Source organism: Pseudomonas sp. B2M1-30 (genome assembly GCF_025447575.1).
GTDB classification, from domain to species: domain Bacteria; phylum Pseudomonadota; class Gammaproteobacteria; order Pseudomonadales; family Pseudomonadaceae; genus Aquipseudomonas; species Aquipseudomonas botevensis.
The window spans coordinates 72568-98363 of record NZ_JAOEJT010000013.1 but is presented as its reverse complement, the minus strand read 5'-3'; the positions used below and the strand labels follow the sequence as shown (position 1 = coordinate 98363).

Genomic DNA, 25796 nt, shown 5'->3' with positions numbered 1-25796 from the left:
TTACTCCTTCGCCTCGTTACGGCCCAAATGGAACGCCGTGACGGCTGCGGCAAGCAGCAGCATCGAGGCGAGTTCGACCACCAGCAGATACGGGCCGAACAGGCTGACGCCCACGGCTTTTGCATCGACGGTGGTGTGACCGATGGCCTGGCCGCTCTGGTGAGCGAACAGCACATACAGCAGTTCGGCCAGCAGCAGCGCGGCAAGAATCACCGGGCCGGCCCAGATGCCGGGACGCAGCCAGGTGCGTTCCTGCTGAACCGAGGCCGGGCCAAGGTTGAGCATCATCACCACGAACACGAACAGCACCATGATGGCGCCGGCGTAGGCGATCACTTCCAGCACACCGGCGAACGGCGCGCCGAGAGCGAAGAAGGTCATGGCCACGGCGATCAGCGAAATGATCAGGTAGAGCAGGGCGTGCACAGGATTGGTGTTGGTGACCACACGCAGCGTGGACACAACAGCGATACCCGATGCGAAATAGAAAGCGAATTCCATCGTTCTTCCTTAAGGCAGCAAGCTCTTCACGTTGATCGGCTCGGCTTCGTTTTGTGCGGCGCCTTTCGGCTTACCGGCAACGGCCATACCTGCAACACGATAGAAGTTGTAATCAGGGTTTTTGCCGGGGCCGGAGATCAAAAGATCTTCTTTCTCGTACACCAGGTCCTGACGTTTGAACTCGGCCATCTCGAAATCCGGTGTCAGCTGGATCGCGGTGGTCGGGCAGGCTTCCTCGCAGAGACCGCAGAAAATGCAGCGCGAGAAGTTGATGCGGAAGAAGTCCGGATACCAGCGACCGTCTTCGGTTTCAGCTTTCTGCAACGAGATGCAACCCACCGGGCACGCCACGGCGCACAGGTTGCAGGCCACGCAGCGTTCTTCGCCATCGGGGTCGCGGGTCAGGACGATGCGGCCACGGTAACGCGGCGGCAGGTAGACCGGCTCTTCCGGGTATTGCAGGGTGTCGCGCTTGCGAAAGCCATGACCGAAGATCATGACCAGGCTGCGCAACTGGGTACCAGTACCCTTAATGATGTCGCCAATATATTTGAACATGGGTCAAATCCTCACTGAACCGCAACCGCAGGCGTGTTCCACAACACGATTGCAGCGGTCACCAGCAAATTGATCAGGGTCAGTGGCAGGCAGAACTTCCAGCTGAAGTCCATCACCTGGTCATAACGCGGACGCGGGATGGAAGCGCGCAGCAGGATGAACAGCATGATGAAGAACGCGGTCTTCAGTGCGAACCAGACGAAGGACAGTTGCGGCAGGATGCCGAACGGACCGTGCCAGCCACCGAAGAACAGGGTGACCAGCAGCGCCGAGATCAGGATGATGCCGATGTATTCACCGACGAAGAACATGCCCCATTTCATGCCGGCGTATTCGATGTGGTAGCCGTCAGCCAGTTCCTGTTCCGCTTCCGGCTGGTCGAACGGGTGACGGTGAGTCACGGCCACGCCAGCGATGAAGAAGGTACAGAAGCCGAAGAACTGCGGAATGATGAACCACAGGTTCTGCGCCTGGTACTCGACGATGTCGCGCATGTTGAACGAGCCGACCTGTACCACGATGCCCATCAGGGCCAGGCCCATGAACACTTCGTAGGACACGGTCTGCGCCGAGGCACGCAAGCTGCCCAGAAGGGCGAACTTGTTGTTGCTCGACCAGCCGGCGAACAGCACCGCGTAGACCGACAGACCGGCCATGGCGAAGAAGAACAGCAGGCCGATGTTCAGATCCGCCACGCCCCAGGTCGGGGTGATCGGGATGATCGCGAAGGCGATCAGCAGGGCGGACATGGCCACCACCGGCGCCAGGGTGAAGATCACCTTGTCGGCGAACGGCGGGGTCCAGTCTTCCTTGAAGAACATCTTCAGCATGTCGGCGGCGATCTGGAACATGCCGAACGGGCCGACGCGGTTCGGACCGTAACGGTCCTGCCACCAGCCCAGCAGGCGACGTTCGACAAAGCTGAGCAACGCACCGGCGACCACCACGGCCAGCAGGATGACGATGGCTTTGATGACCGTCAGGATCACATCGATCACTTCAGGGGTGAACCAGGTCATTGTGCTGCCTCCTGCAGACCGTCGACGGATGCGCCGGCGAATGCCGGTGGAATGCCGGCGATGCCCGCAGGCAAGGCCACCAGGCCTGCGCCCAGTTCTTCATTGATGCGCAGCGGCAGACGCAGGGTCTGGCCGGCGACATTCAGGCTCAGCATCGCGCCGTCGTTGACACCCAGGCGATCCGCTTCGGACTTGGCCAGCGCGACGTAGGCGGCCGGGATGCGTTCCTGTACCGGAGCGGCTTTCGAAGAGTTCTCTTCGCTGCCGAACAGGTGATGGAACGGCACGGCTTGCCAGGTGCCCTGGGCCGGGTTGAACGCGCGTGGAACGGCGGCGAACCAGTTCAGCGAATCACCGCTGCTTTCGATCAGGCGGGTGCCCGGATCGCCAGCGCGCAGATGACCACCGACTTCGTCCTGGAACTTGTTCCAGGCTTGCGGTGAGTTCCAGCCCGGCGACCAGGCGAACGGCACTTGCGAGCGCGGTTCGGCGGAACCCGAGTAACCTTCCATGGAGAAGGCGAACGCGGTGTCCTTGTCTTGCGGGGTGCGCGGTTCGTGAACGCTGATGTTGGCGCGCATCGCGGTGCGGCCGGAGTAACGCAGCGGCTCGCGAGCCAGTTTCATGCCCTTGATACGGAACGCGGCGGACGGCGCGGCGTCGACGATGCCGGCCAGTTGCGCGGTGCTCGAGGCAACGGCAGAGGTGACGTGGTCGAGCTGGGTCCAGTCGATCGGCTGGTTCAGCAGGGTTGCGCGCAGGGCGTGCAGCCAGCGCCAGCCCTCGTGAACCAGAATGCCGGCGTCCATGTACTGCGGATCGAAAACCTGGAAGAAACGCTGGGCGCGGCCTTCCTGGCTGACCAGCGTACCGTCGCCTTCAGCGAAGCTGGCGGCTGGCAGAACCAGGTGCGCGCGGTCGCTGGTGGCCGTCTTCTGATGGTCAGCGACGATCACCACTTTCGCGGCGTTCAGCGCAGCATCGACCTTGGCTTTGGCGGTGCGGGTGTACAGATCGTTTTCCAGCACGACGATGGCGTCTGCTTTACCGTCGATCACTGCTTGCAGCGCGTCATCCACCGACTCGCCACCGAGCATGGCCAGGCCGAGGCTGTTGGCTTCCGGCACGACCAGGCTGATCGAGCCGTTCTTGTCGCGCAGCTTCAGGGCCTTGGCGATGTTCGCCGCAGCCTCGATCAGCGCTTTGGAACCCAGCGAAGTACCGGCGATGATCAGCGGACGCTTGGCCGCGAGCAGGGCATCGGCGATGCGCTTGGCCAGTTGCTGCGCTTCGGCATCCAGGCCTTCGACGGCCGGGGCGCTGGCGTCCAGGGCGTGGGCAACGGCGAAACCGATGCGCGCCAGGTCGTCGGGAGCGGCGTGTACACACTCTTCGGCGACGTCGTCGAGCTTGGTTTCCGCCAGGCTGGCGATGAACAGCGGGTTCAGTTCGTGCTGGCCGATGTTTTTCACGGCAGCGTCGAGCCAAGGCTGAACGCGCATGGCTTCAGCCATGTCTTCGGCCTTGCCCTTGACCGACTGACGCAGGGCCAGCGCCATGCGCGCGGCGGTCTGGGTCAGGTCTTCACCGAGGACGAACACGGCGTCGTGGTCTTCGATGTCGCGCATGTTCGGCACTGGCAGCGGGCTGTCTTTGAGCACTTGCAGCACCAGACGGATGCGCTCCAGTTCGGAGGCTTCGATACCGGAGTAGAAGTGCTCGGCGCCGACCAGTTCACGCAACGCGTAGTTGCTTTCCAGGCTGGCACGTGGCGAACCGATACCGACGATGTTGCGACCGCGTAGCAGGTCGGCGGCTTTATCCAGCGCGTCGTCCAGCCCAAGCTTGGTGCCGTCGGCCAGCAGCGGCTGACGCGGACGGTCGGTGCGGTTGACGTAGCCGTAGCCGAAACGGCCACGGTCGCACAGGAAGTACTGGTTCACCGAACCGTTGTAACGGTTTTCGATGCGACGCAGTTCGCCGTAACGCTCGCCCGGGGAGATGTTGCAACCGCTGGAGCAGCCATGGCAGATGCTCGGCGAGAACTGCATGTCCCACTTGCGGTTGTAGCGCTCGGAGTGAGTCTTGTCGGTGAACACACCGGTCGGGCAGACCTCGGTGAGGTTGCCGGAGAACTCGCTTTCCAGGGTGCCGTCTTCAACGCGACCGAAGTACACGTTGTCGTGGGCGCCGTACACGCCCAGGTCGGTGCCGCCCGCGTAGTCTTTATAGAAACGCACGCAGCGGTAGCAGGCGATGCAGCGGTTCATTTCGTGGGAAATGAACGGACCCAGTTGCTGGTTCTGGTGGGTGCGTTTGGTGAAGCGATAACGGCGCTCGTTGTGGCCGGTCATCACGGTCATGTCTTGCAGGTGGCAGTGACCGCCTTCCTCGCAGACCGGGCAGTCGTGCGGGTGGTTGGTCATCAGCCATTCGACGACACTGGCGCGGAATGCCTTGGATTCTTCATCGTCGATGGAGATCCAGGTGTTGTCGGTGGCCGGGGTCATGCAGGACATGACGATACGACCACGGGTGTCGTTCTCGTCGGTGTACTGCTTGACCGCGCACTGGCGGCAGGCCCCGACGCTACCAAGCGCGGGGTGCCAGCAGAAATAAGGGATGTCGAGGCCCAGCGACAGACATGCCTGTAACAGGTTGTCTGCCCCGTCGACTTCGAGCGCTTTGCCGTCTACGTGGATAGTGGCCATGGTTCAAAGTTCTTCGTTGGCCCGGTGTCAGCGGGCGTGGCTAATGGAATCTTGTTATCCGTCCGAATCCAAACAGCCCCGAAAGGCGTCATCGGACGAAAGGCGAAGGGCACGGACCCTTCGCCTTTTTAAGCGTTTACGCGCCGACTACGATCGGCTTTGCCAGAGGCGGGGCGACATTGCCAGGAGCAATGCCGGCTTCGAACTCCGGACGGAAGTATTTGATGGCGCTGCCCAGCGGCTCCACGGCACCCGGTGCGTGAGCACAGAAGGTCTTGCCTGGGCCGAGGAAACCGACCAGACCGAGCAGGGTTTCGATATCCCCCTCGCGGCCCTGACCGTTTTCGATGGCGCGCAGCAGCTTCACGCTCCATGGCAGACCGTCGCGGCAAGGGGTGCAGAAACCGCACGACTCACGAGCGAAGAACTCTTCCATGTTGCGCAGCAGGGACACCATGTTGATGCTGTCGTCCACCGCCATTGCCAAGCCAGTACCCATGCGGGTGCCGACCTTGGCGATGCCGCCGGCATACATTTGTGCATCGAGGTGTTCCGGCAACAGGAAACCCGTACCGGCGCCGCCTGGTTGCCAGGCCTTGAGCTTGTAACCGTCGCGCATGCCGCCGGCGTAGTCTTCGAACAGCTCGCGTGCGGTCACGCCGAAAGGCAGCTCCCACAGACCCGGGTTCTTGACCTTGCCGGAGAAGCCCATGAGCTTGGTGCCCATGTCTTCGCTGCCGTCGCGGGCCAGTGATTTGTACCAGTCCACGCCGTCGGCGATGATCGCCGGCACGTTGCACAGGGTTTCCACGTTGTTCACGCAAGTCGGCTTGCCCCACACGCCCACGGCGGCAGGGAAGGGCGGCTTGGAGCGCGGGTTGGCGCGGCGGCCTTCGAGGGAGTTGATCAGTGCGGTTTCTTCACCGCAGATGTAACGCCCGGCGCCGGTGTGGACGAACAGCTCGAAATCGAAGCCGCTGCCCAGGATGTTCTTGCCCAGCAGGCCTGCTGCCTTGGCTTCTTCCACCGCACGGTTGAGGTGCTTGGCGGCGGTGGTGTACTCGCCACGCAGGAAGATGTAGCCACGGTAGGTTTTCAGCGCGCGGGCGCTGATCAGCATGCCTTCGATCAGCAGATGGGGCAGTTGCTCCATCAGCATGCGGTCTTTCCAGGTGTTCGGCTCCATTTCATCCGCGTTGCACAGCAGGTAGCGGATGTTGATGGATTCGTCCTTGGGCATCAGGCCCCATTTCACGCCGGTCGGGAAACCCGCGCCGCCGCGACCCTTGAGGCCGGCGTCCTTCACCGTCTGGACGATGCCGTCCTGATCCATTTCGGCGAAGGCTTTACGCGCGGCGGCGTAACCGTTCTTGGCCTGGTACTCGTCGAGCCACACGGCTTCGCCGTCGTCACGCAGGCGCCAGGTCAGCGGATGAGTCTCGGCCGAACGCTTGATGCGGTTGGCAGGACCGAAAGAAGTCAGGGTCATACGTAGCCCTCGAGCAGTTTGGCGACGCCGGCAGGCTGTACGTCGCCAAAGGTGTCGTCATCGATCATCAGTGCCGGCGCCTTGTCGCAGTTGCCGAGGCAGCAGACCGGCAGCAGGGTGAAACGACCGTCGGCGGTGGTCTGACCCAGGCCGATACCCAGATTGTTCTGGATTTCACTGACCACCGACTCGTGGCCGCCGATGTAGCAGACCATGCTGTCGCAGACGCGAATGATGTGACGGCCCACTGGCTGACGGAAAATCTGGCTGTAGAACGTGGCCACGCCTTCAACGTCGCTGGCCGGGATGCCGAGGATTTCGCCGATGGCGTACAAGGCGCCGTCCGGCACCCAGCCGCGTTCCTTCTGAACGATCTTCAGGGCTTCGATCGACGCCGCGCGCGGGTCTTCGTAGTGATGCAGCTCGTGCTCGATGGCCGAGCGCTCGGTTTCACTCAAGGTGAAACGGTCTGTCTGGATAAGCGTGCTGTTCATGCTTAGCGGTCCACGTCGGCCATAACGAAATCGATACTACCCAGGTACGCAATCATGTCCGCGACCATGCTGCCTTTGATCACCGAAGGGATCTGCTGCAGGTGGGCGAAGCTCGGAGTACGGATCCGGGTACGGTAGCTCATGGTGCCGCCGTCGCTCGTCAGGTAATAACTGTTGATGCCCTTGGTCGCTTCGATCATCTGGAAGGATTCGTTGGCCGGCATGACCGGACCCCACGAAACCTGCAGGAAGTGCGTGATCAGGGTTTCGATGTGCTGCAGCGTGCGCTCTTTCGGCGGTGGCGTAGTCAGCGGGTGATCCGCCTTGTACGGGCCTTCCGGCATGTTGCGCAGGCACTGCTCGATGATCTTGACGCTCTGGCGCATCTCTTCGACGCGCACCATGCAGCGGTCATAGGCGTCGCCGTTGGCGGCCAGCGGCACTTCGAACTCGAAGTTCTCGTAGCCGGAGTACGGACGCGCCTTGCGCAGGTCGAAGTCGCAACCGGTGGAACGCAGGCCGGCACCGGTGACGCCCCATTCCAGGGCTTCTTTGGTGTTGTACTGGGCAACGCCGATGGTCCGGCCCTTGAGGATGCTGTTCTGCAGGGCGGCCTTGGTGTATTCGTCGAGGCGTTTTGGCAGCCATTCGACGAAGTCGCGAACCAGTTTGTCCCAGCCGCGCGGCAGGTCGTGGGCGACACCGCCGATGCGATACCAGGCCGGGTGCAGGCGGAAACCGGTGATGGCTTCGATCACCGTGTACGCCTTCTGGCGGTCGGTGAAGGTGAAGAACACCGGGGTCATCGCGCCGACGTCCTGGATGTATGTACCCAGGAACAGCAGGTGGCTGGTGATCCGGAAGAACTCGGCCATCATGATGCGGATGACGTCGACCTTCTCCGGCACCTTGATGCCGGCCAGCTTCTCGACCGAGAGCACATACGGCAGGTTGTTCATCACGCCGCCGAGGTAGTCGATACGGTCGGTGTACGGGATGAAACTGTGCCAGGACTGACGCTCGGCCATCTTCTCGGCACCACGGTGGTGGTAACCGATGTCCGGCACGCAGTCGACGATCTCTTCGCCGTCCAGTTGCAGGATGATACGGAAGGCACCGTGGGCCGAAGGGTGGTTCGGGCCGAGGTTGAGGAACATGTAGTCCTCGTTCGGGCCGGAACGCTTCATGCCCCAGTCTTCAGGACGGAAGCGCGCGGCTTCTTCCTCGAGCTGTTGCTTGGCCAGGTTGAGGCTGAACGGATCGAATTCGGTGGCGCGCGCCGGGAAGTCCTTGCGCAGCGGGTGACCTTCCCAGGTCGGCGGCATCATGATGCGCGACAGGTGAGGGTGGCCTTTGAAGTCGATGCCGTACATGTCCCAGACTTCGCGCTCGTACCAGTTGGCGTTCGGCCAGATGCTGGTGACGCTTGGCAAGCTGAGGTCGCTCTCGGACAAGGCAACCTTGATCATCACGTCACTATTACGCTCCAGCGACATGAGGTGATAGAACACGGTGAATTCGGCGTCGCTCGGCAGCCCTTGACGCTTGGTGCGCAGACGCTCGTCCACGCCGTGCAGGTCATAGAGCATGACGTACGGCTTGGGCAGGTTGCGCAGGAAAGTCAGGACTTCAACGAGCCTGGCGCGTGCCACCCACAGCACCGGCATGCCGGTGCGGGTCGGCTGAGCGGTGAACGCTTCGGCGCCAAAACGGTTGTTCAGTTCGACGACCACATCCTGGTCGTCTGCCTTATAAGGCGGGATGTACAGAGCACTGCCTGTAGTCATGGTTATTTTTTCGCTTTCGGTCAACGTAAAGAATGAAGCCAGCTTCTCGTTTCTTTGTAAGAACAGATCTGGATCAGACTTCGTCAGGGCTGCGCAGGTTGGTTACCTGAATACGCTGTTCGCGACGCTGTTCCTTTTGCGAAGGCATGTCGGCGCGATAAACGCCTTGATCACCAACGACCCAGGAAAGAGGGCGACGCTCCTGGCCAATCGATTCCTGCAACAGCATCAAGCCTTGCAGAAATGCTTCTGGACGGGGCGGGCAGCCAGGTACGTAGACGTCAACGGGCAGGAACTTGTCCACCCCCTGAACCACGGAGTAGATGTCGTACATGCCGCCGGAGTTGGCGCACGAACCCATCGAGATCACCCACTTGGGCTCGAGCATCTGCTCGTACAGACGCTGGATGATCGGGGCCATCTTGATGAAGCAGGTGCCGGCGATAACCATGAAGTCGGCCTGGCGCGGCGATGCCCGGATAACCTCGGCGCCGAAGCGCGCGATGTCGTGGGGCGCCGTGAAGGCGGTGGTCATTTCCACGTAGCAGCACGAAAGGCCGAAGTTGTACGGCCACAGGGAGTTTTTACGCCCCCAGTTGACCGCGCCACTCAGCACGTCTTCGAGCTTGCCCATGAAAATGTTTTTGTGGACCTGATCCTCTAGCGGATCGGAAACGGTTTCCCGCTGGCCGATCGGATACTGCTCGTTAGGAGCATCAGGGTCGATTCTGGTGAGATTGTATTGCATTGCCAAAGCCTCATTGTTTCAGCTTCGCCTGCCGCTTGCGACGAGCTTCCGGAGCCCAGTCAAGGGCGCCCACTCGGAACAGGTAGACAAGACCTGCCAACAGAATTGCTATGAAAACGAGAGCTTCGACGAATCCGGTCCAGCCGCTTTCGCGGACGGACACAGACCATGCAAAGAGAAAGAGGGCTTCGATATCGAAGATCACGAACAGCATCGCGACCAGATAGAATTTGGCTGAGAGCCGCAAGCGGGCGCCACCGGTAGGTAGCATGCCGGACTCGAACGGTTCGTTTTTGCTGCGGCCCCAGGCTTTTGACCCGAGGAGGCTGGAAACACCGAGCATGAAGGCGCACAGGCCGACGACACCCAGAAGGAAAATGGCAAAGCCCCAGTTGTGGGCCATGAGTCCTGTCGCTTCGGGCATGCTGGTAATCCTTAACAGAGAGCAAAGGTCTCTGAGCTTGATAAAGAAATAAGGCAGTGACGATATGTCGCAGCAATCAATCGCGCTGATTTTATGGCTAAACACCCTGCAAGTAAAATTCCTATAGCGAAATTATTTATTGGAATAAGGACATAGCGCACCTCGAAAGCCCCGCAGCCCATGCGTTGCGGGCATTAGCCGGAATTCTGTGAATGATGTTTTGTAAGAATCGTAACAAGCATAGTTGTTGCTAAATGATAATTAATATCGTTTGGGCTGGTTTTGTTACTTTTATTCGAGCCGGGTGTTGGGAAGTTGTCTTACTTGCACGTTACTGCAAGTAGCGGCGGCGCTCGTTTTAGCGGATTTTTTTGCTGCCTGCCTTGTGCTGGATCAATGTTGTGGTCCGGGCTGACAGAGAATCCAGGAGAGGGCTGCTGAGCAGCAGGCAAAAAAAACGCCCCGAACCAGTCGGGGCGTCAGTTGTGCGGCAGTGCGGTTAGCTTTCTATCCGGTCCGCAAAGGCCGTTTGCTCAGGCGAAGTCGATCAGTGGAACTGTTCTTCTTCGGTGGAACCGGTCAGTGCGGTAACCGAGGACGAGCCACCCTGGATCACGGTGGTCATGTCGTCGAAGTAGCCGGTGCCCACTTCCTGCTGGTGAGCCACGAAGGTGTAGCCCTTGGCGGCGTCAGCGAATTCCTGCTCTTGCAGCTTCACGTAGGCGGTCATGTCGTTGCGGGCGTAGTCGTGCGCCAGGTTGAACATGCTGTGCCACATGTTGTGAATGCCGGCCAGGGTGATGAACTGGTGCTTGTAACCCATGGCGGACAGTTCGCGCTGGAACTTGGCGATGGTCGCGTCGTCCAGGTTTTTCTTCCAGTTGAAGGAAGGCGAGCAGTTGTACGACAGGATCTGGTCCGGGTATTCCTTCTTGATCGCTTCGGCGAAGCGACGGGCTTCGTCCAGGTCCGGCTTGGCGGTTTCGCACCAGATCAGATCGGCGTACGGCGCGTAGGCCAGGCCACGGGCGATGGCTTGATCCAGGCCGGCACGAACCTTGTAGAAACCTTCCTGGGTGCGGGTGCCGGTCACGAACGGCTGGTCGTACGGGTCGCAGTCGGAGGTCAGCAGGTCGGCGGCGTTGGCGTCGGTACGGGCCAGGATGATGGTCGGTACGCCGGCAACGTCGGCCGCCAGACGGGCAGCGGTCAGCTTCTGCACGGCTTCCTGGGTTGGAACCAGTACCTTGCCGCCCATGTGGCCGCATTTCTTCACGGAAGCCAGTTGGTCTTCGAAGTGAACGCCGGCGGCGCCTGCTTCGATCATGCTCTTCATCAGCTCGTAAGCGTTCAGGACGCCGCCGAAACCGGCTTCGGCGTCAGCCACGATCGGAGCGAAGTAGTCGATGTAACCGTCATCGCCCGGGTTCTTGCCGGCTTTCCACTGGATCTGGTCGGCACGACGGAACGAGTTGTTGATGCGCTTGACCACGGTTGGAACCGAGTCCACCGGGTACAGCGACTGGTCCGGGTACATCGATTCGGCGGAGTTGTTGTCCGCTGCAACCTGCCAGCCGGACAGGTAGATCGCCTGGATACCGGCCTTGACTTGTTGCACGGCTTGGCCGCCGGTCAGGGCGCCCATGCAGTTGACGAAATCTTTCTCTGGGCGGAAGGACGGCTTGGCACCCTGGGTCACCAGATTCCACAGCTTCTCGGCGCCCATTTTTGCCAGGGTGTGCTCTGGTTGAACCGAGCCACGCAGACGAACGACGTCAGCAGCGGAGTAGGTGCGAGTCACGCCTTTCCAGCGCGGGTTTTCAGCCCAGTCTTTTTCAAGGGCTGCAATTTGCTGTTCGCGTGTCAGTGCCATGGAGATAAACCTCGTCGCGTCTTTATGAAAAGTTGTTCTGCGGTGGAAAATTCCTGCGCTCGCTGACCAGAAGCTTGGGTGGTCAAGTCGGATTCGAACGGGGTAGGCGACGGGATGAACGATGGGCTCGAGGGGAAGTGAGCAGGTAAGGGCGAAACTGACGGGCGCATGCGGGTGTCGTGGACCGTTGTGCGAACAGCAGTGTGATGCCGGGTTACCTAATTACGCTTCCGTCCCTCGGGACAACTTCGTTCCAGTCGGCAACCTCGTCAAACACACCTTGTGGGCGGTACAGACACGAAGCGGTTCGCGGGGTAGGTGCGAACATCGCTTCGAAGGCCCTTGCCAGGGCCTCTGATTAGCGGGAGCGAGGCCATCATGCCTTCGCTTTTTTTTCGCGTCAAACGTTTTGTAGTGCTTTTTTTCAAGCACTACATCTTTCGTCTAATACGACTAATCAGTCAGTTTTTGGTGCTTTAGTCCAAGGTGTCGACTTTCACCCGCAAGGTCATGTCATCCCGGCCTTGAGTCGAGTAGCTGCGGGCCAGGCCCTGTTTGTCGGCCTGGGTCTGGCGATTGACGCCGGCAAGGGTGATCCATTCGCCCAGGCGCCCGGTGACGGTTGTGTCGGTACTTTGTACGTTCACTACATCGGGACGTTCCTGGCTCATGCGGTCACGGTTGGTACTGATCGACAGATGAACGGTCTCTCCGGTGACGCTGGCGGTGACATAGAAACCCTGGGTCACGTTGCGATATTGAGTCTGGCTGGCGTAGTTGCCGTAGGAGTCGCTCTGGCTGCTGGTGATCGGCACGCTCTGGCCGACCTGAATCAGTGCCGGCGCGCCTTCGCTGGCCTGCACTTGCTGGATGCCGCCGTCGCGACTGGCGGTGCTGCGGCTGATGATGCGGGTCTGGGCGCCATTGACCGAGTAGCCGTCGTCGCCGCGACCGTTGTTTTCGTTGGTGTCGACCGTGATCAGCAAGCGTTTGGGCGCGGTGTCGAGTTGTGACAGCAGCGCCTTGAGTTCCTCGATCTTGTCCGGTTCTGCCTTGACGATCAGTTGATTGCCGTAGGCGCTGACCTGGCCGTCCTTGCCGATGAAGTCCTGTGCCACCGGCAGCATGTCGGCGCTGGTGCGGTACTTGAGGGGCACGATTTCTGTGGCTGCCATCACCGAAAGACTGCAGCCGAGCAGCAGGGTGGTGAGCAGGGTGCGTAGGGACATGTCCGTTATCTCCGCTTTCGAAAGGCTTGATATTGCCAGTTTGTCGGCCCGGGGTGGGGCAAGTTGAATCGTAGACAGCAAAACGCCCCGGCATCCGAGAATGGCGGGGCGTTTTGTGGTGCTCTTGAGGCTCTCTTCGCGAGCAGGGCCGCGCCTCGGTATCAGGCCGAATGACGAACCATGTCGACATGTGGAATCCCGGCTTCCAGGAATTCCTCGCTGACCAGGTTGAAGCCCAGGCGTTCGTAAAACGCCGTGGCCTGTACCTGGGCGCTGAGCATCTGCTGCTTCAGGCCGCGCGCTTCGGCTTCGGCGATCACCGCCTGCATCAGCGCGTCGCCGACTTTCAGTCCGCGCCAGTCCTTGAGTACCGAAACCCGGCCGACATGCCCGTCGGGCAGCAGGCGGGCGGTGCCGATCGGAAAGTCGCCTTCCAGTGCCAGAAAATGTACGGCGGTCGCGTCATCGGCGTCCCATTCCAGCTCGGGTGGAACCGATTGTTCGGCGATGAACACCGCTTCACGAATGCGCCGGATCTCGGCGTTGTCCTTTTGCCAGTCTGCGACACGTACGCGAATTTTATTCATCGGCAAACCCCAGGCTGCCCTGCTTGACCAGCTCGCACAGCAGGCCGCGACCATCCTCGTCGCTCAGCCATTCGCCGAGGTTGTCGATGTGCAGCGCGTCGGCGGCGCAGATCATCTTCAGCAGTTCGCGCAGCTTGCCCGGCAGATAACGGCTCTGGCCGCTGGCGAACAGCAGCAGATCGTCATCGACTTCCGACCAGGCCAGGCGTGCGCTCGGATTGCGGATCAGGATGGCACCGTCTTCCAGAGCGGCGATGAAGTCTTCTTCGCCGACTTCTTCCGGGCCAACCACCAGTTCCGGGTAGCGCGGTTCGGTCATGTACTGGCCGAACCAGGTCAGCAGCAGGCGTTCATCGCTCATGTGCTCGGCCAGCAGGCTTTTCAGGCGATCCAGCGCATCGTGTTGAATCTGGTGCGGATCGGCTGCCGGGATGGCATCGGCGTCGGTGTAGCGCTCTTCGTCAGTCAGGAACTGGCTGAGGAAGTCGGTGAAGTGGGTCAGCACCTCGGAGGCGCTTGGCGCGCGGAAGCCGACCGAGTAGGTCATGCAGTCGTCCACGGCCACACCGCAGTGGGCCAGGCGCGGCGGCAGGTAGAGCATGTCGCCGGGCTCCAGTACCCACTCGGCGGTCTCTTCGAATTCAGCGAGGATGCGCAGGTCGGCGTGTTGCAGCAGCGGGCTCTCGGAGTCGCACATCTGGCCGATTTTCCAGTTGCGCTTGCCGTGGCCTTGCAGCAGGAACACGTCGTAGTTGTCGAAGTGCGGGCCGACGCTGCCGCCCGGAGCGGCAAAGCTGATCATCACGTCGTCGACGCGCCAGCTCGGCAGGAAGCGGAAGTTTTCCAGCAGTTCGCTGACTTCCGGCACGAACTGGTCGACAGCCTGTACCAGCAGGGTCCACTCGCGTTCCGGCAGTTTGCTGAATTCGTCTTCGGCGAACGGGCCGCGACGCAGTTCCCAGGGGCGCTCGCCGTGTTCGATTACCAGGCGCGATTCGACTTCTTCTTCCAGGGCCAGGCCGGCCAGTTCGTCGGGGTCGATCGGGCTTTCGAAGTCAGGAATCGCCTGACGGATCAGCAGTGGTTTTTTCTGCCAGTAGTCGCGCAGGAACTCGCGCGCCGTGAGACCGCCCAGAAGTTGAAGAGGAGTATCGGAATTCATATGTAACCTATTGAAAAAAAGCACTTTTCACACGGGAATAAAAACGCCCGGCGCGGCCGGGCGTCTTAAACGGGTCAAACGGTCGATCAGATGCGTTTGGCTTGTGCCACAGCGTTGCCGATGTAGTTGGCTGGCGTCAGTTGCTTCAACTCGGCTTTCGCTTCGGCTGGCATGTCCAGGCCGTCGATGAAAGTCTGCAGCGCTTCAGGGCTGATGCCCTTGCCGCGAGTCAGCTCTTTCAGCTTCTCGTAAGGGTTTTCGATGTTGTAGCGACGCATCACGGTCTGGATCGGCTCGGCCAGGACTTCCCAGCAGGCGTCCAGATCGGCAGCAATCTTGTCGGCGTTGAGTTCGAGCTTGCTGATGCCTTTGAGGCTTGCTTCATACGCGATCACGCTGTGGGCGAAGCCGACACCGAGGTTGCGCAGTACGGTGGAGTCGGTCAGGTCACGCTGCCAGCGGGAAATCGGCAGCTTGCTCGCCAGGTGCTGGAACAGTGCGTTGGCGATGCCCAAGTTGCCTTCGGAGTTTTCGAAGTCGATCGGGTTGACCTTGTGCGGCATGGTCGACGAACCGATTTCGCCGGCGATGGTGCGCTGCTTGAAGTAACCCAGGGAGATGTAGCCCCAGATGTCACGGTCGAAGTCGATCAGGATGGTGTTGAAGCGCGCGATCGCGTCGAACAGCTCGGCGATGTAGTCGTGCGGTTCGATCTGCGTGGTGTACGGGTTGAAGCCCAGGCCCAGTTCGTCTTCGATGAAGGCGCGGGCGTTGGCTTCCCAGTCGATCTGCGGGTAGGCCGACAGGTGAGCGTTGTAGTTGCCGACAGCGCCGTTGATCTTGCCCAGCAGCGGAACGGCAGCGACCTGAGCGATCTGGCGCTCGAGACGGTAAACCACGTTCGCCAGTTCCTTGCCCAGGGTGGTCGGCGAAGCCGGTTGACCGTGGGTGCGCGACAGCATAGGCACGTCGGCGAAGCGGATGGCCAGTTCGCGGATGGCGTTGGCGGTCTGGCGCATCAGCGGCAGCATCACGTCGTCACGGCCTTCGCGCAGCATCAGGGCGTGGGACAGGTTGTTGATGTCTTCGCTGGTGCAGGCAAAGTGGATGAACTCGCTGACCTTGGCCAGTTCCGGCAGCTTGGCCGCCTGCTCCTTGAGCAGGTATTCGATCGCCTTGACGTCGTGGTTGGTGGTGCGCTCGATCTCTTTGACGCGCTCGGCGTGCTCCAGCGAGAAGTTTTCAGCCAGTTCATTCAGAACGGCGTTGGCCTCGGCGGAGAAGGCTGGCACTTCCGGGATACCGGCGTGAGCGGCCAGGCGCTGGAGCCAGCGCACTTCAACCAGGACGCGGGCACGGATCAGGCCGTACTCGCTGAAAATAGGGCGCAGGGCCTGGGTTTTGCCGGCGTAGCGGCCGTCAACAGGGGAAACCGCAGTGAGCGAAGAGAGCTGCATGGGGTGTTCTCGGACAGTCGGGCAACGAAATGGGGCGCGTATCATACATGAAAAAATCCGCCGATCCGTTGCCAACTGACCGGCGTATTACGCGTTACTGACTTGAAGCGGTGTTGCAGGCGCGGTTCAGCTGCTGCGCATCAGCGGATAAAGCTCTTTGAGCAACTTGCGACGGCTGATCACCAGCTGCCAGCGATGGCCGCCAAGCTGTCGCCACAAGCGGGCCGAACGGATACCGGCGAGCAGCAGGGCGCGGATCTTCGAGGCGTTGCTCGGCTGTTGCAGGTTGCGCATGTCGCCATGCACCTGAATACGCTGGCGCAAGGTGCTCAAGGTGTCCTGGTACAGCGCGCCACAAGCGGCGACCACGTTTTCGTGGGCCGGGCCGAAGTGCTCGACCTGTGACTGGATCTGCGGCAGACGCTTGCCGATCACGTCCAGCATGTCGCCGCGTTTGGCCAGTTGCCGCTCCAGGCCCAGCATCGACAGGGCGTAGCGCAGCGGTTCGCGTTGCAGGGCGCTCGGATCGCGTTCGAGGGCGCCGATCAGTGCGCGGTAGCCGTCGCGCAGATTGATGTCGTCGCCGCCGTACACATCCAGAGTGTCCTTCGGGTCGCGGACCAGCAGGCTGCCGAGCATGCAGCTCAGGCCGGCTTCGTTGGTCTGCCCGGTCTTGGCGATCCGGTCGACCAGCACGGCGGCAAGAAACACGCCGCCCAGCGCCGTCAGTTGTTCCTGAATCGGGCTCATGCCTGGCCGCTCCACGGCTCGGCGACTTCGATCACGCCGCCGCCGAGGCAGATTTCACCGTCGTAGAACACCACCGACTGGCCTGGCGTGACCGCGCGCTGCGGCTCGTCGAAGACGGCACGGTAACCGGTCGCGGTCTGTTCCAGGGTGCAGGCCTGATCGCTCTGGCGATAGCGAACCTTGGCGGTCAGGCGCCGTGGCTGGCTCAGGTCGATCGGGTTGACCCAATAGATTTCCGAGGCGAGCAGGGCGCTGGAGAACAGCCACGGGTGGTTGTTGCCCTGGCCGACAATCAGTTCGTTGTGTTCCAGATCCTTGCGCAGTACGTACCAAGGCTCGTCGCCAGCGTCTTTCAGGCCGCCGATGCCCAGGCCCTGGCGCTGGCCGATGGTGTGGTACATCAGGCCGTGGTGGCGGCCGATGATTTCACCTTCGGTGGTCTTGATCTCACCCGGTTGCGCCGGCAGGTACTGCTTGAGGAAGTCGCTGAAACGACGCTCGCCGATGAAGCAGATGCCGGTGGAATCCTTCTTCTTGGCGGTCGCCAGCTCGTACTTCTCGGCAATGGCGCGTACTTCGGGCTTTTCCAGTTCGCCGACCGGGAACAGGGTCTTGGCGATCTGCTCACCGCCGACGGCGTGCAGGAAGTAGCTCTGATCCTTGTTCGGATCCAGGCCCTTGAGCAGTTCGGTGCGGCCATCGATGTCGCGGCGGCGCACATAGTGGCCGGTGGCGATCAGGTCGGCACCGAGCATCATGGCGTAGTCGAGGAACGCCTTGAACTTGATCTCGCGGTTGCACAGGATGTCCGGGTTCGGCGTGCGTCCGGCCTTGTATTCGGCGAGGAAGTGCTCGAACACGTTGTCCCAGTACTCGGCGGCGAAGTTGGCGGTATGCAGCTTGATGCCGATCTTGTCGCACACGGCCTGGGCATCCGCCAGGTCGTCCATGGCGGTGCAGTATTCCGTTCCGTCGTCTTCTTCCCAGTTCTTCATGAACAGGCCTTCCACCTCATAACCCTGCTCGATCAGCAGGAGGGCGGAAACGGAAGAGTCCACGCCGCCGGACATGCCGACAATGACGCGCTTCTTGGATGTGTCAGAAGGGGCTGGATCACGCATAGGGATTCAATGAGTGTCTTGAAAAAGGACGCGATTCTATCAGGCTCACGGCCTCAAGGCTAAAGGGAAGGGCGGATCAATTCGAGGCCGAAGCGATTACCGGCCAGATAGTCGTCGATGCAGCGGATGATCAGCTCGCTGCGCCAGTTGTCGCGCTGCTCGATTAATTCGTCGCGGGTCAACCACTTGGCGCCGACGATGCCGTCGTCCAGTTGGTAGTCCGGGTGGTGTTTCACAGGTTTGGCGCTGAAGCAGACGCGCTGGTAAGTCACGCCGTTGCTCGGGGCGGTGTACAGGTAAATGCCGATGACGGCGGTGGGTTCGACGTCCCAGCCGGTTTCCTCGAGGGTTTCGCGGATGGCGGCGTCGATCAGGGTTTCGTCCGGGTCGAGATGGCCGGCGGGCTGGTTGAGCACGTTGCGGCCGCCCTTGGACTCTTCGACCATCAGGAAGCGACCATTGTCCTCGACGATGGTGGCGACGGTGATGTGGGGTTGCCAATCCATGAGGTGTCCTCGGTTCAAAGGTTGAATTGCAAAGTGTGGGAGCTGCAGGTCGATGTGTGAAGCCCAAAACAGAAACCCCGGCGCTGGGCCGGGGCTTCTTTACATCTTTACCGCTTAAACCAGCGCGGCGATGGCCGCGTTGAGCGTGGCGCTCGGACGCATGGCCTTGCTGATCAGTTCGGCATTGGCGTGGTAGTAACCGCCGATGTCCACTGGTTTGCCCTGAACGGCGTTGAGCTCGGCGACGATGGTCGCTTCGTTCTCGGTCAGGGTCTTGGCCAGAGGTGCGAACTGCGCTTGCAGTGCAGCGTCTTCGGTCTGGGCGGCCAGGGCCTGAGCCCAGTACAGCGCCAGATAGAAGTGGCTGCCACGGTTGTCGATGTTGCCGACTTTGCGCGATGGCGACTTGTTGTTGTCCAGGAACTGGCCGGTGGCCTGGTCGAGGGTCTTGGACAGAACCAGTGCTTTCGGGTTGTTGTAGTTGACACCCAGGTGCTCGAGAGAAGCGGCCAGGGCCAGGAACTCGCCCAGCGAATCCCAGCGCAGGAAGTTCTCTTCCAGCAGCTGCTGCACGTGCTTCGGAGCCGAACCGCCGGCGCCGGTTTCGAACAGGCCACCGCCGTTCATCAGCGGCACGATCGACAGCATCTTGGCGCTGGTGCCCAGTTCCATGATCGGGAACAGGTCGGTCAGGTAGTCACGCAGTACGTTGCCGGTCACCGAAATGGTGTCCTTGCCTTCGCGGGTGCGCTGCAGGGTGTACTTCATCGCTTCGACTGGCGCCATGATCTGGATGTCCAGACCGGCGGTGTCGTGATCCTTCAGGTAAGCCTGAACTTTCTCGATGACCACACCGTCGTGAGCGCGCATTGGGTCCAGCCAGAAGATCGCCGGAGTGCTGCTTGCGCGAGCACGGTTGACGGCCAGTTTGACCCAGTCCTGGATCGGCGCGTCTTTGGTCTGGCACATGCGGAAGATGTCGCCGGCTTCGACAGCCTGCTCCATCAGCAGGGTGCCTTTGCTGTCGGTCACGCGAACCACGCCGTCAACCTTGATCTGGAAGGTCTTGTCGTGGGAGCCGTACTCTTCGGCTTTCTTGGCCATCAGGCCAACGTTCGGCACGCTGCCCATGGTGGTCGGATCGAACGCGCCATTGGCCTTGCAGTCTTCGATCACTGCCTGGTAGATGGTGGCGTAGCAGCGGTCCGGGATCACGGCCTTGGTGTCGTGCAGTTGACCGTCGGTGCCCCACATCTTGCCGGAGTCACGGATCATTGCCGGCATCGAGGCGTCGACGATGACGTCGCTCGGTACGTGCAGGTTGGTGATGCCCTTGTCGGAGTTGACCATCGCCAGCGCCGGACGAGCGGCGTAGACCGCCTGGATGTCAGCTTCGATAGCGGCTTGCTGCTCGGCCGGCAGGGATTTGATGCGGGCGTACAGGTCGCCGATGCCGTTGTTCAGATTGAAGCCGATCTGTGCCAGCACGTCGGCGTGCTTGGTCAGGGCGTCTTTGTAGAACTCAGCAACGATCTGGCCGAACATGATCGGGTCGGAGACTTTCATCATGGTGGCTTTCAGGTGAACCGACAGCAGCACGCCTTGTGCCTTGGCGCTTTCGATTTCAGCGGCGATGAAGGCGCGCAGAGCGTTTTTGCTCATGACGGCGCAATCGAGGATCTCGCCAGCCTGAACGCTGGTTTTTTCTTTCAGGACGGTAGCGGTGCCGTCTTGTGCGATCAGCTCGATCTTCACGGCGTCAGCGGCGTCGATCAGGGCGGCTTTTTCGCTGCCGTAGAAATCGCCGGTGCTCATGTGTGCAACGTGAGACTTGGAGTCCTTGGCCCAGGCGCCCATTTTGTGCGGGTGCTTGCGCGCATAGTTCTTGACCGACAGCGGAGCGCGACGGTCGGAGTTGCCTTCACGCAGAACCGGGTTCACGGCGCTGCCCTTGACCTTGTCGTAACGCGCCTTGGCGTCTTTGTCGGCGTCGCTGGTCACGGTCTCCGGGTAGTCCGGCAGGTTGTAGCCCTGGGCTTGCAACTCTTTGATCGCGGCCTGCAGCTGTGGAACCGAAGCACTGATGTTCGGCAGCTTGATGATGTTGGCTTCAGGCGTAACGGCCAGGTCGCCCAGTTCGGCGAGGTGGTCGGCTACGGCTTTGTCGCCCAGTTGCTCGGGGAAGCTGGCCAGAATGCGCCCTGCAAGAGAGATATCGCGGGTTTCCACGGCGATATCGGCCGAGGCGGTGTAAGCCTCGATGATTGGCAGCAGGGAATAGGTGGCGAGGGCTGGAGCTTCGTCGGTGAAGGTATAGATGATCTTCGAGCGGGTGGGCATATTCGGATTAACTCTCTCTTCTTTGCTAAAGCGTGCGCAGAAACTCGAGGGGCGCCGGGTAAGCGCGTTCGTTCAAAGTCATCCATGAACCGAGTGTCGAGATTTCTTCGCGGTGATGTTGGGTGCATCAGTAGAGCGTCAAGCGGTCGGACTGCGGTAACAGCCGGACTTAATCAGGCGGAAAGTCTCATCGTAGAGAGGTCGGCCGTTGTGACCCTGTGGTCAGCGGGCGGCATTATACATAGGTAGCTGGCAATCTGCCGATGGTTCATATGCAACGTTTGTCGTCCATTGGTCTAAAGGTCGCAGGGCAGGGTGGGGTATAGAGTCGTCGCGAATGCTTGAGTTTGGCGCTTTTCCCTTTGCTTTCAGGCTTGTACGCCGCGAGATGTGCGGTGGGCCGGAACATAGGGTTTGCGTGTTGATTCAAGTGGGTTACGCTCGAACCAAGCCAGATGTTCAATCCAATCAGTGGAGTTCAGCATGGGTTACAAGAAGATTCAGGTTCCAGCCGTCGGCGACAAAATCACCGTCAACGCAGACCATTCTCTCAATGTCCCTGATAACCCGATCATCCCCTTCATCGAAGGTGACGGGATTGGCGTCGACGTCAGTCCGGTGATGATCAAAGTGGTTGATGCTGCCGTAGCCAAAGCCTACGGGGGCAAGCGCAAGATTTCCTGGATGGAGGTCTACGCTGGCGAGAAGGCGACCCAGGTCTACGATCAGGACACCTGGCTGCCCCAGGAAACCCTGGACGCCGTGAAAGATTACGTCGTTTCCATCAAGGGGCCGCTGACCACTCCGGTCGGCGGTGGTATCCGCTCCCTCAACGTTGCCCTGCGCCAACAGCTCGATCTGTATGTCTGCCTGCGGCCGGTGGTGTGGTTCGAAGGCGTGCCGAGCCCGGTGAAAAAGCCTGGCGATGTCGACATGGTCATCTTCCGCGAGAACTCCGAAGACATTTATGCCGGTATCGAGTGGAAGGCCGGCTCCGCTGAGGCCACCAAAGTCATCAAGTTCCTGAAAGAGGAAATGGGCGTCACCAAGATCCGTTTCGACCAGGATTGCGGTATCGGCATCAAGCCTGTTTCCAAGGAAGGCACCAAGCGTCTGGTGCGCAAGGCCCTGCAATATGTCGTGGACAACGATCGCAAGTCGCTGACCATCGTGCACAAGGGCAACATCATGAAATTCACCGAAGGCGCCTTCAAGGACTGGGGCTACGAGGTGGCGAAGGAAGAGTTCGGCGCCGAACTGCTCGATGGCGGCCCGTGGATGAAATTCAAGAACCCGAAAACCGGCCGCGAAGTCATCGTCAAGGATGCCATCGCCGACGCCATGCTCCAGCAGATCCTGCTGCGTCCGGCCGAGTATGACGTGATCGCCACGCTGAACCTGAACGGTGACTACCTTTCCGACGCCCTGGCGGCGGAAGTGGGCGGTATCGGTATCGCGCCGGGCGCCAACCTGTCCGACACTGTGGCCATGTTCGAGGCGACCCATGGCACCGCGCCGAAGTATGCCGGCAAGGACCAGGTCAACCCGGGTTCGGTGATCCTGTCGGCGGAGATGATGCTGCGTCATCTGGGCTGGACCGAGGCGGCTGACCTGATCATCAAAGGCACCAACGGCGCGATCAAGGCCAAGACCGTGACCTATGACTTCGAACGCCTGATGGAAGGCGCCAAGCTGGTATCGTCGTCCGGTTTCGGTGATGCACTGATTTCGCACATGTAAGCGAAACAACGGGCAGCAAAAATCGCCCGGCTCGAGTGATCGAGCCGGGCGATTTTTTATGGCTGAGCGTCCTGAAAAGTGCCGGTCAGCTCAGGGCTCTGGCCTGCGCGCCGATGGCGCTGGCGGCCGCTGCCGCATCAACGGCCGATTTGTCCTTGATGGCGACGGCATGCAGCCCCTTCGGGCCTTGAATGATGTTGAAAACCACCGCCTGACCCGCCTTCAAGGTTTTATAGCCATCCATTTCGATGGCCGAGAAGTGGGCGAACAGATCTTCGGTCTTGTCATCCTCGTTTATGAATCCGTAGCCCTTGGCATTGTTGAACCATTTCACCTTGCCGACAGCCATGCTCAAATCCCTCTGCAACAGACTCCAACGCTGGAGTATCATCCAATTCATCCGCCATCCAATCCGTTAAAAAGATTGACGCCGCGGATCTTTTTTACCCACTGTGGGTTCTATTGGTTGTAACACCGTTTTCCCGATAGTCAAGGTGACCGGGCAGTCGGAGTTGAAAACGTGTCAAGCCGCCCCCACCACTGTATTTGCACAACTGACGAACCTTTCTTTCCATGCATGCAATCAGCCAGATTCGACTAACATTCAATCAGGATCGCCCTGATTTACACGACGACGATTCAGCGGGTATTGCTGTTCAGGAAGCAAAGCCTGCGTTACAGGCGCCGCCGATGTACAAGGTGGTTTTGTTTAATGATGACTACACACCGATGGATTTCGTCGTCGAAGTGCTCGAGGTGTTTTTTAACCTGAATCGCGAGCTGGCGACCAAGGTCATGCTGGCCGTTCATACAGAAGGACGGGCAGTATGTGGAGTGTTTACCCGCGACATCGCCGAGACAAAGGCCATGCAGGTCAACCAGTACGCCAGGGAAAGCCAGCATCCGCTACTCTGTGAAATCGAGAAGGACGGTTAATCGCCGACCACTTGGGTATGAGGTGAAGCTATGTTAAACCGCGAGCTCGAAGTCACCCTCAATCTTGCCTTCAAGGAGGCTCGTTCGAAGCGTCATGAGTTCATGACCGTCGAACACCTGCTGCTGGCCTTATTGGACAATGAGGCTGCCGCCACCGTTTTGCGTGCCTGCGGCGCAAACCTCGACAAACTCAAGCATGATCTGCAGGAGTTCATCGACTCCACCACGCCATTGATCCCCGTCCATGACGAAGATCGTGAAACCCAGCCAACCCTGGGCTTCCAGCGTGTACTGCAACGTGCTGTCTTTCATGTACAGAGCTCGGGCAAACGCGAAGTGACTGGCGCCAACGTGCTGGTTGCGATCTTCAGTGAGCAAGAGAGTCAGGCGGTGTTCCTGCTTAAACAGCAGAGCGTTGCCCGCATTGATGTCGTCAACTATATCGCCCACGGTATTTCCAAGGTGCCGGGGCATGGCGATCACTCTGAAGGTGAGCAAGATATGCAGGACGACGAGGGCGGTGAGTCTTCTTCTTCAGGCAATCCTCTGGATGCTTATGCCAGCAACCTCAACGAACTCGCACGCCAGGGCCGGATCGATCCGCTGGTAGGGCGTGAAATGGAGGTTGAGCGTGTCGCGCAGATCCTGGCGCGCCGGCGCAAGAACAATCCGCTGCTGGTGGGCGAGGCGGGCGTGGGTAAAACCGCGATTGCCGAAGGCCTGGCCAAGCGCATTGTCGACAATCAGGTGCCGGATCTGCTGGCGAACAGTGTTGTTTATTCCCTCGATCTGGGCGCGCTGCTCGCAGGCACCAAGTATCGCGGCGATTTCGAGAAGCGCTTCAAGGCGCTGCTCAATGAACTGAAAAAACGTCCGCAGGCGATCCTGTTCATCGACGAAATCCACACCATCATTGGTGCGGGTGCTGCGTCCGGTGGGGTGATGGACGCCTCGAACCTGCTCAAGCCGCTGCTGTCGTCGGGTGATATCCGTTGCATCGGTTCGACCACGTTCCAGGAGTTTCGCGGCATCTTCGAGAAAGACCGTGCCCTGGCGCGGCGCTTCCAGAAGGTCGACGTCGTCGAGCCGTCGGTGGAAGACACCATCGGTATCCTGCGCGGCCTGAAAGGACGCTTCGAACAGCATCACAACATCGAGTACAGCGATGAGTCGCTGCGTGCCGCCGCTGAGCTGGCGTCGCGCTACATCAATGACCGGCATATGCCGGACAAGGCCATCGATGTGATCGACGAGGCGGGTGCCTACCAGCGTCTGCAACCGGTCGATGTGCGCGTGAAGCGCATTGAAGTGCCGCAGGTCGAAGACATTGTCGCCAAGATCGCGCGGATTCCGCCGAAGCACGTCACCAGTTCCGACAAGGAATTGCTGCGTAACCTGGAGCGCGACCTGAAACTCACCGTGTTTGGTCAGGATGCGGCGATCGATTCGTTGTCGACGGCTATCAAGTTGTCCCGTGCCGGGCTGAAATCGCCTGACAAGCCGGTCGGTTCCTTCCTGTTCGCCGGTCCTACCGGTGTCGGCAAGACCGAAGCGGCGCGCCAGTTGGCTAAAGCGCTGGGCATTGAACTGGTGCGCTTCGACATGTCCGAGTACATGGAGCGCCACACCGTATCGCGTCTGATCGGTGCGCCTCCGGGATATGTCGGGTTCGACCAGGGCGGTCTGTTGACCGAGGCAATCACCAAACAACCGCATTGCGTGTTGCTGCTCGATGAAATCGAGAAGGCGCACCCGGAAGTCTTCAACCTGCTGTTGCAGGTGATGGACCACGGCACGCTGACCGACAACAACGGGCGCAAGGCGGACTTCCGCAACGTGATTGTCATCATGACCACCAACGCCGGTGCCGAAACGGCGGCACGCGCTTCGATCGGTTTCACCCATCAGGATCATTCGTCCGATGCGATGGAAGTGATCAAGAAGAGCTTCACGCCGGAATTCCGCAACCGCCTGGATACCATCATTCAGTTTGGTCGCCTCAGTCATGAGGTCATCAAAAGTGTGGTGGACAAGTTCCTCACCGAACTTCAGGCGCAGCTGGAAGACAAGCGCGTGCTGCTGGAGGTCACCGACGCGGCGCGCAGCTGGCTGGCGGCCGGTGGTTACGATTCGGCAATGGGTGCCCGGCCGATGGCGCGCCTGATCCAGGACAAGATCAAGCGTCCGCTGGCGGAGGAGATCTTGTTTGGCGAACTGGCCGAGCATGGCGGTGTGGTTCACATCGACATCAAGGACGGCGAGCTGACCTTCGACTTCGAGACTACTGCTGAAATGGCCTGACGGCTGGTTGTGAGCGAAAGGCGCCTTTGGGCGCCTTTTTGCTGTCTGGTGGTTTTTGGGTTT

22 protein-coding genes are annotated in these 25796 nt (G+C 60.4%); 3 read left to right on the top strand and 19 right to left on the bottom strand.

All coding sequences use genetic code 11. The annotated features are described in order from the left end of the window. The 18 genes from nuoJ to N8H74_RS22775 form a co-directional block, all read right to left on the bottom strand. Positions 1-501: an NADH-quinone oxidoreductase subunit J gene (nuoJ, locus tag N8H74_RS22860; RefSeq protein ID WP_217830473.1), complete on the bottom strand. Its 501-nt coding sequence runs from the start codon at positions 499-501 to the stop codon at positions 1-3. A gap of 9 nt (positions 502-510) precedes the next feature. Next, positions 511-1059 (bottom strand): NADH-quinone oxidoreductase subunit NuoI, encoded by a 549-nt coding sequence (gene nuoI / locus N8H74_RS22855; RefSeq protein ID WP_085712394.1) that lies wholly within the window; start codon positions 1057-1059, stop codon positions 511-513. A gap of 11 nt (positions 1060-1070) precedes the next feature. Further along, the gene (gene nuoH, locus N8H74_RS22850; RefSeq protein ID WP_007951460.1) at positions 1071-2078 is read right to left on the bottom strand and encodes an NADH-quinone oxidoreductase subunit NuoH; all 1008 of its coding nucleotides are present in this window, start codon (positions 2076-2078) and stop codon (positions 1071-1073) included. Further along, on the bottom strand, positions 2075-4789 hold the full coding sequence (gene nuoG / locus N8H74_RS22845) for an NADH-quinone oxidoreductase subunit NuoG (protein WP_262150486.1): 2715 nt from the start codon (positions 4787-4789) through the stop codon (positions 2075-2077). The genes nuoH and nuoG overlap by 4 nt, the downstream gene beginning before the upstream one ends. Positions 4790-4925: 136 nt before the next feature. Continuing rightward, positions 4926-6278: an NADH-quinone oxidoreductase subunit NuoF gene (gene nuoF, locus N8H74_RS22840; RefSeq protein ID WP_217830470.1), complete on the bottom strand. Its 1353-nt coding sequence runs from the start codon at positions 6276-6278 to the stop codon at positions 4926-4928. Continuing rightward, positions 6275-6772: an NADH-quinone oxidoreductase subunit NuoE gene (nuoE, locus tag N8H74_RS22835; protein ID WP_003223804.1), complete on the bottom strand. Its 498-nt coding sequence runs from the start codon at positions 6770-6772 to the stop codon at positions 6275-6277. The genes nuoF and nuoE overlap by 4 nt, the downstream gene beginning before the upstream one ends. A gap of 2 nt (positions 6773-6774) precedes the next feature. Next, entirely contained in the window at positions 6775-8559 is a 1785-nt protein-coding gene (gene nuoC / locus N8H74_RS22830; RefSeq protein WP_217830469.1) for an NADH-quinone oxidoreductase subunit C/D, read from the bottom strand. A gap of 73 nt (positions 8560-8632) precedes the next feature. Next, positions 8633-9307: an NADH-quinone oxidoreductase subunit B gene (locus tag N8H74_RS22825; RefSeq protein WP_217830468.1), complete on the bottom strand. Its 675-nt coding sequence runs from the start codon at positions 9305-9307 to the stop codon at positions 8633-8635. 10 nt (positions 9308-9317) lie between these two features. Beyond that, a complete protein-coding gene (locus tag N8H74_RS22820) occupies positions 9318-9731 on the bottom strand; it encodes an NADH-quinone oxidoreductase subunit A (protein WP_003223812.1) in 414 nt (137 codons plus the stop codon). Between the two features lie 547 nt (positions 9732-10278). Further along, entirely contained in the window at positions 10279-11604 is a 1326-nt protein-coding gene (aceA, locus tag N8H74_RS22815; protein ID WP_217830467.1) for an isocitrate lyase, read from the bottom strand. Between the two features lie 476 nt (positions 11605-12080). Continuing rightward, positions 12081-12833 (bottom strand): secretin N-terminal domain-containing protein, encoded by a 753-nt coding sequence (locus tag N8H74_RS22810; protein WP_262150482.1) that lies wholly within the window; start codon positions 12831-12833, stop codon positions 12081-12083. Between the two features lie 161 nt (positions 12834-12994). Further along, positions 12995-13420, bottom strand: coding sequence for a GNAT family N-acetyltransferase (locus N8H74_RS22805; protein ID WP_262150480.1), 426 nt, complete (start codon positions 13418-13420; stop codon positions 12995-12997). After that, positions 13413-14582 carry a cupin domain-containing protein gene (locus tag N8H74_RS22800; RefSeq protein ID WP_262150478.1) on the bottom strand — a complete coding sequence of 390 codons (1170 nt, stop codon included), beginning with the start codon at positions 14580-14582 and terminating at the stop codon, positions 13413-13415. The genes N8H74_RS22805 and N8H74_RS22800 overlap by 8 nt, the downstream gene beginning before the upstream one ends. 86 nt (positions 14583-14668) lie before the next feature. Next, positions 14669-16039, bottom strand: a complete 1371-nt coding sequence (gene purB / locus N8H74_RS22795; RefSeq protein ID WP_027614666.1) for an adenylosuccinate lyase — start codon at positions 16037-16039, stop codon at positions 14669-14671. 126 nt (positions 16040-16165) lie between these two features. Next, on the bottom strand, positions 16166-16789 hold the full coding sequence (gene hflD / locus N8H74_RS22790; protein WP_217830462.1) for a high frequency lysogenization protein HflD: 624 nt from the start codon (positions 16787-16789) through the stop codon (positions 16166-16168). Then, the gene (gene mnmA / locus N8H74_RS22785; protein WP_262150476.1) at positions 16786-17910 is read right to left on the bottom strand and encodes a tRNA 2-thiouridine(34) synthase MnmA; all 1125 of its coding nucleotides are present in this window, start codon (positions 17908-17910) and stop codon (positions 16786-16788) included. The genes hflD and mnmA overlap by 4 nt, the downstream gene beginning before the upstream one ends. A 59-nt stretch (positions 17911-17969) precedes the next feature. Next, on the bottom strand, positions 17970-18416 hold the full coding sequence (locus N8H74_RS22780; RefSeq protein WP_262150475.1) for an NUDIX hydrolase: 447 nt from the start codon (positions 18414-18416) through the stop codon (positions 17970-17972). 114 nt (positions 18417-18530) lie between these two features. After that, a complete protein-coding gene (locus N8H74_RS22775; protein ID WP_262150474.1) occupies positions 18531-20756 on the bottom strand; it encodes an NADP-dependent isocitrate dehydrogenase in 2226 nt (741 codons plus the stop codon). A 483-nt stretch (positions 20757-21239) separates the two neighbouring features. On the opposite strand from N8H74_RS22775, the gene icd reads away from it, so the two are divergent. Continuing rightward, positions 21240-22496 (top strand): NADP-dependent isocitrate dehydrogenase, encoded by a 1257-nt coding sequence (gene icd, locus N8H74_RS22770; RefSeq protein ID WP_217830454.1) that lies wholly within the window; start codon positions 21240-21242, stop codon positions 22494-22496. 85 nt (positions 22497-22581) lie between these two features. Here icd and cspD read toward each other — a convergent pair whose 3' ends face one another. Then, positions 22582-22845 carry a cold shock domain-containing protein CspD gene (cspD, locus tag N8H74_RS22765; protein ID WP_262150473.1) on the bottom strand — a complete coding sequence of 88 codons (264 nt, stop codon included), beginning with the start codon at positions 22843-22845 and terminating at the stop codon, positions 22582-22584. A 224-nt stretch (positions 22846-23069) separates the two neighbouring features. Between cspD and clpS the strand changes: the two genes are divergently transcribed. Together clpS and clpA are read left to right on the top strand one after the other, a co-directional pair. Beyond that, positions 23070-23432 carry an ATP-dependent Clp protease adapter ClpS gene (gene clpS, locus N8H74_RS22760; protein ID WP_015094394.1) on the top strand — a complete coding sequence of 121 codons (363 nt, stop codon included), beginning with the start codon at positions 23070-23072 and terminating at the stop codon, positions 23430-23432. A 30-nt stretch (positions 23433-23462) separates the two neighbouring features. After that, positions 23463-25733 (top strand): ATP-dependent Clp protease ATP-binding subunit ClpA, encoded by a 2271-nt coding sequence (gene clpA, locus N8H74_RS22755; protein ID WP_217830452.1) that lies wholly within the window; start codon positions 23463-23465, stop codon positions 25731-25733. The last annotated feature ends 63 nt before the right edge of the window (positions 25734-25796 follow it).